Source organism: Agarivorans litoreus, from assembly GCF_019649015.1.
GTDB lineage: Bacteria > Pseudomonadota > Gammaproteobacteria > Enterobacterales > Celerinatantimonadaceae > Agarivorans > Agarivorans litoreus.
The window spans coordinates 539,419-551,601 of the sequence record NZ_BLPI01000001.1; the positions used below are offsets into that span (position 1 = coordinate 539,419).

The following is a 12,183-nucleotide window of genomic DNA, read 5'->3' on the forward strand; positions in this document are numbered from 1 at the left end:
CTATGACTCATTTCCCTTAAGCTCAAGAAACAAAATAACTGTTGTTAATCGCTGAGTAACTTTAGCCAAGTAGTGTAAACTAAGCGTGGATATTCATTCGAATAATGACTATGATTTTTCATAAATACCAAACAATTAGCTGATGGAGCTGCGTTAAATGCACTATTTCTGGGTACCGTTTTTACCCATGCTAGGAATTATTGTTCCTTTGCTAACCAACAAATTCAGCCGAAGTACTTGCGCACTGGCCACCGCCTTGCTACCTGCGCTTGCACTGGCCTTGATTTTGTTCGACATGCCCGCGGTATTGGGTGGCCAATTTTTCACCCAAAGTATCGCTTGGATCCCACAGCTAGGGCTTAACCTCTCTTTTCGCCTTGATGGCTTATCAGTGCTGTTCAGCTTACTGATTTTGGGCATAGGCTTATTGGTCATTTTGTATGCTCGCTACTACTTGAGCGAAAAAGACCACATGGGCCGCTTTTATTGCTACCTAATTATGTTTATGACTGCAATGCTAGGCATTGTGATGTCGAATAACATGTTGCAGCTGTGGTTTTTCTGGGAGTTAACCAGCATCAGCTCCTTCCTGCTCATTAGTTTTTGGTCTCATAGCAGTGACGCAAGAAAAGGCGCTCGCATGGCGCTTACCATTACTGGCGCTGGCGGCTTAGCCCTGTTAGGTGGCATTGTGTTACTGGGCCAAGTTGTCGGTAGCTACGAACTTGATGTGGTGTTAAACAGCGGCGAATTAGTGCAGCAACACCCTTATTACTTTGCCATTTTGGCTTTGTTTCTATTAGGCGCGTTCACTAAATCAGCACAGTTTCCGTTCCACTTTTGGCTACCACATGCCATGGCAGCCCCTACACCGGTAAGTGCTTATTTACACTCTGCCACTATGGTTAAAGCGGGTATCTTCCTATTAGCACGTTTTTACCCAGTGCTAGCAGGAACCGAAACCTGGTTTGCGGTTGTCTCTCTTACTGGCTTGTTCACGTTGTTACTGGGTGCTTACACAGCACTATTTAAGCACGACTTAAAAGGCTTACTGGCTTATTCAACCATTAGTCACTTGGGTTTAATTGTATTGCTGCTTGGCTTAAATACCCAACTGGCGGCAATTGCTGCAGTATTTCATATTATTAACCACGCCATTTTTAAAGCTTCACTATTTATGGCTGCAGGCATTATCGACCATGAGTCCGGTTCGCGTGATATGCGCAAACTTAATGGTTTATGGAAGTACATGCCAATCACCGCCACGCTGGCGATGGTAGCCTCAGCCTCGATGGCAGGTGTACCGCTGTTAAATGGTTTTCTTTCCAAAGAAATGTTTTTTGCCGAAACCCTCGACCAAAGCATTTTAGGCTCATTGTCTTGGCTTATTCCTGTTCTTGCCACCATTGGTGGTGCGTTTGCAGTAGCTTATTCATTACGCTTTATTCACGATGTATTTTTCAACGGAGAACCGAAAGGTTTAACCAAAACACCGCACGAGCCACCCCGTTACATGCGGGTGCCCGTCGAGATATTGGTTGCTCTGTGTTTAGTGGTGGGTATATTCCCTAGCTTTACTATTGGCCCCTTATTGGACAGCGCTTCGTTGGCCGTGTTAAACCATCCCTTACCTGAATTTAGCTTGGCAATATGGCATGGATTTAACATTCCATTATTGATGAGCGGCCTCGCTATTGCGGGCGGATTAGCCATTTATTTAAACCGCAAACCACTGTTTAGGTTTGAGGGCTTGTTCCCTGCGCTGGACGCAAAAATGATATTTGAAGGCGCCATTCAACGCTGCGTAATGTGGGCGCAAAAAGTGAATGGTTATTTAGAGTCTGGGTCTTTACAGCGCTACGCTTTTTGGCTGTGCTTTTTTGCTCTAGCCTTAACCGCACCACCGTTGTTAAATTTAGAATCGACTAAAGGCAGCTTGCCAAGCACGCCGCTTAATGGAGCGGTAGTGATTGCCGCGACATTACTAATTGCAGGCTCTCTCGCTACCATTATCTGGAGCCACTACCGAATGATAGCGTTGCTGATGCTATCGTTAGTGGGTTTGGTGGTATCGATTACCTTCGCCTATTTCTCGGCGCCAGATTTAGCCTTAACACAGTTATCTGTAGAAGTAGTAACGGTAATCTTACTGTTGTTAGCTTTGTACTTTTTTCCTCAACATACTCCTACCAGCAAAAGCCGCCCCAGCCACTTTGTTCGAGACTTAGCGGTGGCTTCTGCAATTGGTTGTATTATTGGCAGTATTTGTTTTGCCCTACTAACTCACCCGCTCGATAGCATTTCAGATTTCTTTATTGCTAACGCTAAAACTGGCGGCGGTGGTACCAACGTAGTTAACGTAATTTTGGTTGATTTCCGTGGTTTTGATACCTTTGGCGAAATTACCGTTTTGGGTATTGCGGCACTAGGTATTTATAAGCTGATCGCAAGAATGCGTTTATCAATGCGAACTAAAGATCACGATGGTCGCTTATGGGCAAAAGACAAATACCCAATTCTGCTATCGGTAGTATCTCAAAGTTTACTGCCCTTATTCCTATTGGTATCGGCTTACATTTTCATGCGCGGACACAACTTACCCGGAGGTGGCTTTATTGCAGGCCTAATAACCTCAATTGCATTGATTCAGCAGTATTTGGCTCACGGCGTAGATTGGATGAGTAAACGAGTGAGTGTTAGTTACCACTACTTTATCGCCATTGGATTAGTCACCGCAGCAATTACCGGTTTAGGCAGCTGGGCCTTTGGTCGCCCCTTCTTAACCTCGTGGTTCGATTACTTCTCACTACCTTGGATAGGCAAGTTTGAGCTTACCAGCGCCTTGGTATTTGATTTAGGTGTTTACCTAACGGTTATCGGAGCAACCTTATTGATTTTGGCTAATCTAGGCAAACTCACCACCAAAGAACGGCTCACCGTAGGAGAAAGATAATGGAAGTAGTCTACTCACTGTGTGTCGGCTTTATGACCGCTTGTGGCATCTTTTTGATGCTACGAGGCCACACTTTTACCCTTGTTATTGGATTAACCTTGCTGTCTTACGCTGTTAACTTATTTTTGTTTGCCAGTGGCGGATTAACCATTGGCGCACCGGCGGTGCTAAATGGCGGAGACAATTACGCCGACCCACTCCCTCAAGCTTTAGTACTAACAGCGATTGTTATTGGATTTGCGATGACCGCTTTCGCCGTAATTTTGGCCATGCGTGGGCGTGCCGATTTGGGTAACGACCATGTTGATGGAGAAGAACCTATAGACCGTTTAGCGCGGGAGGATAAAGCCTAATGAGTTTGTTTGATCATTTAGTTGTTTTCCCTGTTCTTATCCCGTTTTTTGTGGGCGTAGTGTTGCTATTTCCAAGCCTAAGCGCTTCGTTAAGCAAACAACGTATTCTCACTATTGCAGCCAATTTGTTAATGGTTGTTGTGGCAATAGCCTTGCTTTTAAAAGTGCAACACCAAGGTATTCAAATGTATGCCTTAGGTGATTGGTCGGCGCCCTTTGGCATTGTATTAGTGGCTGATGCCTTTTCAGCATTATTGATTGCCTTGAGCGCCATATTAGGCCTAACTGTCATTTTGTATGCCAGTGCCGGTGAAGATAAAAATGGAGCATTTTTTCATCCATTAATTATGTTCCAACTAATGGGCATTAACGGCGCCTTTTTAACTGGTGACGCGTTCAACCTGTTTGTATTTTTTGAGGTATTACTGATTGCTTCCTACTCCTTGATGATCCACGGAGGCGGCAAACAAAAAATTCAGGCCAACATCCATTATGTGTTTTTAAACTTAATTGGCTCATCGTTATTCTTGTTTGCCTTAGGCACCTTATACGGCACCTTAGGTACCCTTAACTTTGCCGATATGGCTGACAAAATTCCGCAACTGTCGCACAGTGAGCAGCTAATTACCAAGTCTGGTGCATTACTGTTACTTGCCGTGTTTGGTTTGAAAGCAGCAATGCTTCCGCTGCACTTTTGGTTGCCTAAGGCATATTCAAGCACCAGCTCCCCAGTAGCCGCGCTGTTTGCCATTATGACCAAAGTAGGTATCTACAGTATATGGCGGATCCACGGAGTAATGTTTGGTGATCAAGCGGGCGAGCTGGCTAATATCGCACTTCCATGGCTATGGCCAATTGCCTTGTTGACCATCGCCATTGGCGCGATATCAGTATTAGCGAGCCAAAGCCTAAGAGTACTGTGTAGCAACTTGGTGATTGTTTCGGTTGGTACTTTGTTGGTTACAATTAGCCTTAATAGCGTACAAGCCAGCACTGCCGGTATTTATTATTTAGTACACAGTACCATCGCTTGTGCTGCGATGTTTTTGCTGGCGGGACTCATTCAGCAGCAGCGAGGAAAAGCAGAAGACCGCTTTGTAACAGCGAGAGCCATGCCTCAATCGGCTAAACTTGGCTTTGTGTTTGCCCTGCTTGCCATTGGTCTAATCGGCATGCCTCCGTTGTCTGGTTTTGTTGGCAAAGCCCTTATCTTGCAATCGGTCACAGATACTAATCAAATGGCGTGGATATGGTCTTTAATTTTAGGCGCAGGTTTGATTTCGCTAATTGCCTTATCTCGTGCTGGGACCTCTTTATTTTGGCGCACCAGTGGTGAAAACACCACTGCCTTACAAGGGCACCCTATTCAATATTTAGCCATCGCTATTTTAGTTAGCTTACTGCCTTTAATGGTGGTCTTTGGTGGTCCATTAACCGATTACGCTCAGCTTGCCGCAGAGCAACTCAATGCTGGCCTAAGCTTGCAACAACTTAACGAGGTAGCCAAATGATTAAAACTCAAAAGAAATTTGTTTGGTTTCCAACCCCATACCACAGCTTACTGTTGTGGTTAGTGTGGCAAATCTTACATGAGTTTAGCCGCGGGCATATGGTACTAGGTGCAATCTTTGCCATTGTAATCCCTTGGATCGTTGCGCCTCTAAGTGAAAAAGAACCGGTTGCTAAAAACCCACTTAAAGTAATCTCTTACACTTTTCGTTTAATTGTCGATATTGTAGTTTCGAACTTCGATGTTGCGAAAAGGGTTTTGCAAAGTAACAAAAAGCTTAACCCTGCATTTGTCGCGGTACCTATCTCTTTTAGCGAACCCTTGCCATTAACCATTTTTACAAGCAGTGTGTCGTTAACCCCAGGAACTTGCAGTGTCGAGCTATCTGACGACAAACAATGGCTGTATGTTCACGTGCTTCATCTAGAAGATGAGCAAGCGCTAATTACACAAATAAAACAGCGCTATGAAGCCCCACTGAAGGAGATTTTCAAATGTTAGCTTATGCCACTCTCTTTGCTAGCGGCTTAATTTGTATAGCCTTGGCGCTCAATGCTTGGCGCTTAATTATTGGGCCTACCGCGCCTGATCGCATTGTTGCGGTAGACACTATGTATATCAACAGCATCGCCTTAATTATATTGTTAGGCTTGTACCAAGGCTCGGTAAGTTACTACGAAAGCGCATTACTAATTGCCCTATTAGGCTTTGTTAGTACTGCTGCATTTTGTAAATACTTACTTCGCGGCGACATCATCGAATAGGATTAGCAGATGACCAGTTTATTAGAAATTGTTGTAAGCATTCTGCTTGTACTTGGCGCAGTAGTTATGTTGATTGGCTCAGTGGGTTTAGCCAAGTTGCCAGATTTTTTCACCCGCTTGCACGCACCAACCAAAGCCAGCACATTAGGTGTTGGCTGTATTTTGATTGCCTCAATGGTTTACTTTAGCTTTGAGTTAGGCAGGGTTAATTTAAAAGAAATACTGATTACCATGTTTTTGCTAATTACCGCGCCTATTGCAGCGCACATGCTAGCTAAAGCCGGTTTGCACTACAAAGTGAAGCTTAAGGACAATACTCATAAGCAACACTTAACCAACAAAGCTTATTTGCATCAAAACCCGAATGACGAGTAATCAACATCCGGCGGCGTTTTTTAATCGCGCCGCCGACAATAACAAACAGGTAATCTTAGAGCAGCTCGCCCCTCGGCTAACATCATCGCGGTGTCTGCTTGAAATTGGCTCAGGCACCGGACAACACGCTGCTTTTTTTGCTAAAGCCCTACCTCAGCTTCGTTGGCAGACCTCTGATCAACAAACCAATGACGCAGCCATTAGATATTGGCAAGAGTACATGCTGCTCAGTGAGCAACCGACGCCGCTTAACTATCAAGTAGGTAAAGATGTATGGCCATGTGATTGCGACGCGGTATATACCGCCAATACCGCACACATAATGCCTAAAGAGCTCGTAGAGCTAATGTATTCGAACATCGGTGACAATTTACCACCTAAAGGACAACTGTTTCACTACGGTCCGTTTAAGCAAGCAGGCCAATACAGTAGCGACAGTAATCGCGAGTTCGATTTGATGCTGCAGGCTCAAGGCTACGGAGGCCTTCGAGACTTAGAACAATTGCAGGCTTGGGCAACCAAACATAGTTTGCATCTTAAAGAAACAATAGCTATGCCAGCTAACAACCTGTTGTTAGTTTGGCAAAAGGTCTAACTTACAAAAACAAAAAAGCCAGTCATTCGACTGGCTTTTCTAGCACTAGCACAAACTAATCTGCGCTAGCAGCTTTATCTTCATTGCTGTAAATCAAGATTGGGTCACTCTCACCTTGAATCACCGTTTGGTCGATAACTACTTTTGAAATATTATCAATCGATGGTAAGTCGTACATTGTATTAAGCAATACGGCTTCGACAATTGAACGCAAGCCACGAGCACCTGTTTTACGCTCCATCGCTTTGTGAGCGATAGCTCGAAGTGCATCTTCGCGGAACTCTAGCTCAACATCTTCAAGCTTGAACAAAGCACCGTACTGTTTAGTAAGGGCATTTTTAGGCTCGCTCAAAATCTGAATTAATGCGTCTTCATCAAGCTCTGTTAGCGTAGCCACTACTGGCAAACGCCCAATAAACTCAGGAATAAGACCATACTTAACTAGATCTTCTGGCTCAACTTTAGAGAAGGTTTCGCTTAGCGAGTTTTTATCCGCTTCGCCCTTCACTTCAGCCCCGAAACCAATACCTGTTCCGGTAGAAGCTCGTTGCTCGATAACCTTATCTAAGCCTGCAAATGCACCACCGCAGATGAATAGGATTTTAGAGGTATCAACCTGTAAAAACTCTTGCTGAGGATGCTTACGTCCGCCTTGAGGAGGAACAGAAGCAACAGTACCTTCGATTAACTTAAGTAAGGCTTGCTGTACACCTTCACCAGAAACATCACGAGTAATTGACGGGTTATCTGATTTACGAGAAATTTTGTCAATTTCATCAATGTAAACAATACCGCGTTGCGCTTTATCAACGTCGTAGTCACATTTCTGCAGTAACTTCTGGATGATGTTTTCAACATCTTCGCCCACATAACCTGCTTCGGTTAAGGTGGTAGCATCAGCCATGGTAAACGGTACGTCGAGTAAACGAGCAAGCGTTTCCGCCAGTAGAGTTTTACCACTACCCGTTGGGCCAATAAGAAGAATATTACTCTTACCAAGCTCAATGCCATCAGCCACATCACCGTTACGAAGGCGCTTATAGTGGTTATAAACCGCTACTGCTAATACTTTCTTGGCGTGATCTTGACCAATTACGTAGTCATCAAGGTGTTCTCTAATTTCCTTGGGAACCGGTAAGGCGTTGCCTTCTTTTTTATTCGGCGATATTTCTTTTATTTCTTCTCGAATGATGTCGTTACATAACTCAACACATTCGTCACAAATATAGACGGAGGGACCGGCAATCAGCTTTCTCACTTCATGCTGGCTTTTACCGCAGAAGGAGCAATACAACAGCTTACTGCTATCTCCATCACCCTTGCGCTTATCTGTCATTCGCTAACCTCAAACTATGTAGCATTCTACGCTTTTAACTACAGTGTAAATCAAACCGCGAAGAATGCTATTTTCTCTATGCTCTATCTGTACAGACCGTGAATTGGAACTAATTATTCACGACGCGCAAAGATATCATCGACAATACCGTATTCTTTAGCCTGTTCAGCTGTCATATAGTTATCGCGATCAGTGTCTGCAGCGATAGTATCAAAACTTTGACCAGTATGCTCGGCCAACAACTCGTTCATGCGACGTTTTGTTTTAATAATTTCGTTGGCGTGGATCTCAATGTCAGATGCTTGACCTTGATAACCGCCTAATGGCTGGTGAATCATCACTTTGGCGTTTGGCAAACAATAACGTTTGCCTTTAGCGCCACCAGCCAATAAAAATGCGCCCATGCTTGCAGCCATACCCATGCACACGGTACTAATTTTGGGCTTAATAAACTGCATGGTGTCATAAATAGCCATACCAGCGCTAATTGAACCACCAGGCGAATTAATGTAAATGAAAATGTCTTTCTCTGGGTTCTCTGATTCTAAAAACAACAACTGAGCAACCACTAGGTTGGCCATGTGGTCTTCCACTTGACCTGTTAAGAAAATAACTCGGTCTTTTAATAGACGAGAGTAAATATCATAAGAGCGTTCCCCCTTAGAGGTTTGCTCAATAACCATTGGCACCAAAGCCGCCATGGGGTCGAATGCAGACTGATTAACTTCTTTAGACATTGATGCGCTCTTCCTTAAAAAAAATGGCTCGTATGTAGTACATACGAGCCATTATATGCGAGATAAAGGTGGCTAAGTCAAATTAGACCTTAGTTTGCACCTTGCTTGTTCATAATTTCATCAAAAGCTACTTCTTTTTCAGTCACTTTTGCTTTCCCAAGCACAAATTCAATCGCTTGCTCTTCTAGAACTACATTACGAACGTTGTTCATCAACTCTTCGTTTTTAGCGTAATACTCAAGAACTTCAGTTGGATCTTCGTAAGCTGATGCGAAAGAAGCGATGTGCTCTTTAACTTTCTCATCGTCAGCTTCTAGTTCGTTAACTTTAATTAACTCACCTAGTAGAAGACCAGTGCGAACGCGACGCTGTGCTTGTTCAGTGAATAACTCATCTGGAAGCTCTGGCGCGTTTTGTGCGTTTTCGCCAAAACGTTGCATAGCTTGCTTACGAAGTTGCTCAACTTCTTGAGAAACTAGAGCAGCTGGTACGTCAATTTGGTTTTGCTCGATAAGACCAGCTAAAACTTGCTCTTTAACACCCGCTTTTAGCGTTTGCTCAAGTTCACGTTCCATGTTCTTACGGATTTCAGCTTTGAGTGCGTCTAGTTCACCAGACTCGATACCGAACAATTTAACGAACTCTTCGTTAACTTCAGCTAGTTCAGGCTTCTCAACTTTGTTGATTTTGATATCAAAAGTCGCAGCTTTTCCTTTTAGGTTCTCTGCGTGGTAATCTTCTGGGAAGCTAACTTCAATAGTGAACTCTTCGCCAGTTTTCTTACCCATGATGCCGTCTTCAAAACCAGGAATCATGCGGCCAGCGCCCATAGCTAGGTCGAAACCTTCAGCTTTGCCGCCTTCAAATTCTTCACCGTCGATTTTACCTAAGAAGTCTAGGTTTACGCGGAATTCGTTTTTGATCATGCCCTTGGTTTCTTTCCAAGTAGCTTGCTGCTTACGCAACGTGTCGATCATGTTGTCAACGTCTTTGTCGTTAACAGTAGCTATTTTCTTTTCTACTTCGATTGCCTCTAGACCAGCAACTTCTACTTCTGGGAAGATTTCGAAAGTAGCACTAAAGCTGAACTCGCCATCTTTAGTATCACCAGGCTGAAGTGCTGGAGCACCTGCTGGGTTTAGCTTCTCTTGCATAATAGCTTCGTAGAATGAACGCTGCATTGCTTGACCAGTTACATCGTGGCGAATAGCTGCACCGTAACGTTTCTTGATTACGCTTACTGGCACTTTACCAGGGCGGAAACCGTCGATGCGAGCACGACGTGATTCTTGCTTAAGCGCTTGCTCAATTTGCTGTTCGATTTGCGTAGCGTCAATCGAAATCGTAACACGACGCTCCAAGCCCTGAGTTGTTTCTACTGAAACCTGCATTTTATTACCTCGGCTATAGTCAGCACCCTGCTGACAATTTACTTACGTAAACAATGGGAATTTAGCGGTTCGCACTGGCGAACTAGCTGTCCTTAGTTAAGGACCCATAATTTCAAAACGCCGCATTATAGCCATGGTTTTCGCCAAGGTCGAGACTGATTGCTAGATAATCGCAGATATCGGGTAAATATTTGCTGCTACGCATACCTGTTTGGCGATTTCACTACATTAAGCTCCAAGCTCCCACTTAAATAAACAAGCCCTTGTTGATATAACGCTCGCTTATAATTAGCGCACCCGCACAAAATTAAACCTATGACTTTACAAAGCTAGGCAAGCGTTAAGCAAACTTTTATACTTCTGCGAAAACGGATGCTGTAAAAATGTTTAGGGATTAATGAAGAACCAAGGCTTTACTTTAATTGAACTAGTTGTAGTAATTATCGTACTAGGTATTCTAGCGATCACCGCCGCACCTAAGTTTTTAGCCCTTTCAAGCGATGCCCGCGTTAAAACCATTGAACAGATTAGCGTTAGTGTAAAAGCCGCCAACGACCTCCTCACCCTTAAATCCCACATGCCAAGTTATGTGTCGCAACAGGTGCCTAATCGCGATGATTTAATCGACGTAGACATGGATGGAGATGGCATTTTTGATGTATTTAACCCTGATAGCCCTGATGTCAGATTAAAATGGCGTTACCTGGATAATACCGACATTACTAAACGCATCGATATTGACGATGTCTTTGTTTTACAAGAGCAAGGCATCGCTTTTACTTATTTGGGTTACGACAGAAACGGCAATGGCCAAGTAACCGACGACAACTGCTATTTTCAATATACCCAAGCTAGCAACGCAACCACACCACCACAATACGAACTTGTCGACGATGGTTGCTAAAAAGCCCCTAAGGCGGGGCTTATGCTAAATGCATTCATGACCAACTAAAGAAATGGGTAACTAACGCCTACTTGGGCTAAGATTTCATCCATTACTCGCTGGGTGCCTAGGGTGTCTTGCCAAGTATTTAATTGGCTTTGCAACATCCCCTGACGAATGCAGCTCATCACCTCACTTGCTTGATATTCGAAACCGCTGGCTAAGTACGGCAGCTCTAATAGCTCTGGGCGCTTGTCGAACAAATGAAGCTCTACTTTGTTGCTATCCCAGAAGTAAGCAGGTACTACAATATGAGCAAAACTTAAAAGCGAACACCTGACTCTAAACCTGAGCCCTCTTCTTCGCAAAGTACAGATACAAAAAAGCCCCGTCATTACTGACGAGGCTTTATGTAGTGGTCGGTGATGAGAGATTCGAACTCCCGACCCTCTGGTCCCAAACCAGATGCGCTACCAAGCTGCGCTAATCACCGAAATTTGACTTGGTATGTTTACCAGACCTTCTCTGGTCCCGCTCTTTATGAGCTTCGCGACGATGCGCTACCAAGCTGCGCTAATCACCGAAAACATTTGTGGTATTTTTTTAGCGTTACCCACGCTTACACCAATAATGGTGCGGAAGGAGAGACTTGAACTCTCACACCTTGCGATACTAGAACCTAAATCTAGCGCGTCTACCAATTCCGCCACTTCCGCAAAACTATTTTCGCAACATTGCTATGGCAATGTAGTCGAATAATGGGGTGAGTAATGGGATTTGAACCCACGACAACCGGAATCACAATCCGGGGCTCTACCAACTGAGCTATACCCACCACAAACTTTTATGCTACTAGAGCATGTATTTGGCGCACCCTGTAGGACTCGAACCTACTACCTACGGCTTAGAAGGCCGTTGCTCTATCCAGATGAGCTAAGGGCGCATCTTTAGCGTCAAACAACCCAGAGTAAACTCAAGGCTTTAAAAATTTGGTCGGTGATGAGAGATTCGAACTCCCGACCCTCTGGTCCCAAACCAGATGCGCTACCAAGCTGCGCTAATCACCGATTGCTTTGATATTTTAGAAGGCTATACCCTCTGGTCCCGCTCTTAGTGAGCTTCGCGACGATGCGCTATCAAACTGCGCTAATCACCGATTCGTTTTAAGCACTGTTTGTGCCCTTCAACGGAGGCGAATACTACCCACTTGATTGGTCAGCGTCAAACAGTTTTTTACTGATATTTACCGATTGGTTACAGCATAGCCAAAATGGATGAATTTCAAC

Annotated in this window: 12 protein-coding genes and 5 tRNA genes; 8 read left to right on the top strand and 9 right to left on the bottom strand. The window is 44.3% G+C overall.

From position 1 onward, the window contains the following. Nucleotides 1–157 precede the first annotated feature (157 nt). Genes K5L93_RS02435 through K5L93_RS02465 form a run of 7 tightly spaced genes read left to right on the top strand, consistent with a single transcriptional unit; the run spans nucleotide 158 to nucleotide 6,550 of the window. Nucleotides 158–2,953, top strand: a complete 2,796-nt coding sequence (locus K5L93_RS02435) for a monovalent cation/H+ antiporter subunit A (RefSeq protein WP_220718329.1) — start codon at nucleotides 158–160, stop codon at nucleotides 2,951–2,953. Beyond that, nucleotides 2,953–3,306 carry a Na+/H+ antiporter subunit C gene (locus K5L93_RS02440; protein ID WP_220718330.1) on the top strand — a complete coding sequence of 118 codons (354 nt, stop codon included), beginning with the start codon at nucleotides 2,953–2,955 and terminating at the stop codon, nucleotides 3,304–3,306. Before K5L93_RS02435 ends, K5L93_RS02440 begins: the two co-directional genes overlap by 1 nt. After that, nucleotides 3,306–4,817, top strand: coding sequence for a monovalent cation/H+ antiporter subunit D (locus K5L93_RS02445; RefSeq protein WP_220718331.1), 1,512 nt, complete (start codon nucleotides 3,306–3,308; stop codon nucleotides 4,815–4,817). Before K5L93_RS02440 ends, K5L93_RS02445 begins: the two co-directional genes overlap by 1 nt. Continuing rightward, nucleotides 4,814–5,317, top strand: a complete 504-nt coding sequence (locus tag K5L93_RS02450; RefSeq protein WP_246614966.1) for a Na+/H+ antiporter subunit E — start codon at nucleotides 4,814–4,816, stop codon at nucleotides 5,315–5,317. The genes K5L93_RS02445 and K5L93_RS02450 overlap by 4 nt, the downstream gene beginning before the upstream one ends. Beyond that, nucleotides 5,311–5,580, top strand: coding sequence for a K+/H+ antiporter subunit F (locus K5L93_RS02455; RefSeq protein WP_016400659.1), 270 nt, complete (start codon nucleotides 5,311–5,313; stop codon nucleotides 5,578–5,580). The genes K5L93_RS02450 and K5L93_RS02455 overlap by 7 nt, the downstream gene beginning before the upstream one ends. A 9-nt stretch (nucleotides 5,581–5,589) precedes the next feature. After that, on the top strand, nucleotides 5,590–5,955 hold the full coding sequence (locus K5L93_RS02460) for a Na+/H+ antiporter subunit G (protein WP_220718332.1): 366 nt from the start codon (nucleotides 5,590–5,592) through the stop codon (nucleotides 5,953–5,955). Then, the gene (locus tag K5L93_RS02465; RefSeq protein WP_220718333.1) at nucleotides 5,945–6,550 is read left to right on the top strand and encodes a DUF938 domain-containing protein; all 606 of its coding nucleotides are present in this window, start codon (nucleotides 5,945–5,947) and stop codon (nucleotides 6,548–6,550) included. Before K5L93_RS02460 ends, K5L93_RS02465 begins: the two co-directional genes overlap by 11 nt. Before the next feature lie 55 nt (nucleotides 6,551–6,605). On the opposite strand, the gene clpX is transcribed toward K5L93_RS02465, so the two are convergent. The 3 genes from clpX to tig all read right to left on the bottom strand — a co-directional run bounded on the left by clpX (nucleotide 6,606) and on the right by tig (nucleotide 10,014). Continuing rightward, a complete protein-coding gene (gene clpX / locus K5L93_RS02470) occupies nucleotides 6,606–7,886 on the bottom strand; it encodes an ATP-dependent protease ATP-binding subunit ClpX (protein ID WP_220718334.1) in 1,281 nt (426 codons plus the stop codon). Nucleotides 7,887–7,999: 113 nt separating this feature from the next. Beyond that, nucleotides 8,000–8,623, bottom strand: a complete 624-nt coding sequence (gene clpP, locus K5L93_RS02475; RefSeq protein WP_016400663.1) for an ATP-dependent Clp endopeptidase proteolytic subunit ClpP — start codon at nucleotides 8,621–8,623, stop codon at nucleotides 8,000–8,002. 89 nt (nucleotides 8,624–8,712) lie between these two features. Then, nucleotides 8,713–10,014, bottom strand: a complete 1,302-nt coding sequence (gene tig, locus K5L93_RS02480; RefSeq protein ID WP_220718335.1) for a trigger factor — start codon at nucleotides 10,012–10,014, stop codon at nucleotides 8,713–8,715. Nucleotides 10,015–10,411: 397 nt separating this feature from the next. Here tig and K5L93_RS02485 point away from each other — a divergent pair, with 397 nt between their 5' ends. Next, nucleotides 10,412–10,918 (top strand): type II secretion system protein, encoded by a 507-nt coding sequence (locus K5L93_RS02485; RefSeq protein WP_220718336.1) that lies wholly within the window; start codon nucleotides 10,412–10,414, stop codon nucleotides 10,916–10,918. Between the two features lie 44 nt (nucleotides 10,919–10,962). Here the strand turns inward: K5L93_RS02485 and K5L93_RS02490 are convergent, their stop codons facing one another. The 6 genes from K5L93_RS02490 to K5L93_RS02515 form a co-directional block, all read right to left on the bottom strand. After that, a complete protein-coding gene (locus K5L93_RS02490; RefSeq protein ID WP_220718337.1) occupies nucleotides 10,963–11,160 on the bottom strand; it encodes a hypothetical protein in 198 nt (65 codons plus the stop codon). Nucleotides 11,161–11,313: 153 nt separating this feature from the next. Continuing rightward, a tRNA-Pro gene (locus K5L93_RS02495) sits at nucleotides 11,314–11,390 on the bottom strand. A gap of 138 nt (nucleotides 11,391–11,528) precedes the next feature. Beyond that, a tRNA-Leu gene (locus tag K5L93_RS02500) sits at nucleotides 11,529–11,613 on the bottom strand. A gap of 43 nt (nucleotides 11,614–11,656) precedes the next feature. After that, a tRNA-His gene (locus K5L93_RS02505) sits at nucleotides 11,657–11,732 on the bottom strand. 31 nt (nucleotides 11,733–11,763) lie between these two features. Further along, nucleotides 11,764–11,840: transfer RNA gene (locus K5L93_RS02510), tRNA-Arg, on the bottom strand. A gap of 47 nt (nucleotides 11,841–11,887) precedes the next feature. Next, a tRNA-Pro gene (locus tag K5L93_RS02515) sits at nucleotides 11,888–11,964 on the bottom strand. Nucleotides 11,965–12,183: the final 219 nt, after the last annotated feature.

What these genes read in the sequence shown, in the direction of transcription:
- K5L93_RS02435 (WP_220718329.1), top strand. Translation starts at nt 158, where the DNA reads ATGCACTATTTCTGGGTACCGTTTTTACCCATGCTAGGAATTATTGTT.
- K5L93_RS02440 (WP_220718330.1), top strand. Translation starts at nt 2,953, where the DNA reads ATGGAAGTAGTCTACTCACTGTGTGTCGGCTTTATGACCGCTTGTGGC.
- K5L93_RS02445 (WP_220718331.1), top strand. Translation starts at nt 3,306, where the DNA reads ATGAGTTTGTTTGATCATTTAGTTGTTTTCCCTGTTCTTATCCCGTTT.
- K5L93_RS02450 (WP_246614966.1), top strand. Translation starts at nt 4,814, where the DNA reads ATGATTAAAACTCAAAAGAAATTTGTTTGGTTTCCAACCCCATACCAC.
- K5L93_RS02455 (WP_016400659.1), top strand. Translation starts at nt 5,311, where the DNA reads ATGTTAGCTTATGCCACTCTCTTTGCTAGCGGCTTAATTTGTATAGCC.
- K5L93_RS02460 (WP_220718332.1), top strand. Translation starts at nt 5,590, where the DNA reads ATGACCAGTTTATTAGAAATTGTTGTAAGCATTCTGCTTGTACTTGGC.
- K5L93_RS02465 (WP_220718333.1), top strand. Translation starts at nt 5,945, where the DNA reads ATGACGAGTAATCAACATCCGGCGGCGTTTTTTAATCGCGCCGCCGAC.
- clpX (WP_220718334.1), bottom strand. Translation starts at nt 7,886, where the DNA reads ATGACAGATAAGCGCAAGGGTGATGGAGATAGCAGTAAGCTGTTGTAT.
- clpP (WP_016400663.1), bottom strand. Translation starts at nt 8,623, where the DNA reads ATGTCTAAAGAAGTTAATCAGTCTGCATTCGACCCCATGGCGGCTTTG.
- tig (WP_220718335.1), bottom strand. Translation starts at nt 10,014, where the DNA reads ATGCAGGTTTCAGTAGAAACAACTCAGGGCTTGGAGCGTCGTGTTACG.
- K5L93_RS02485 (WP_220718336.1), top strand. Translation starts at nt 10,412, where the DNA reads ATGAAGAACCAAGGCTTTACTTTAATTGAACTAGTTGTAGTAATTATC.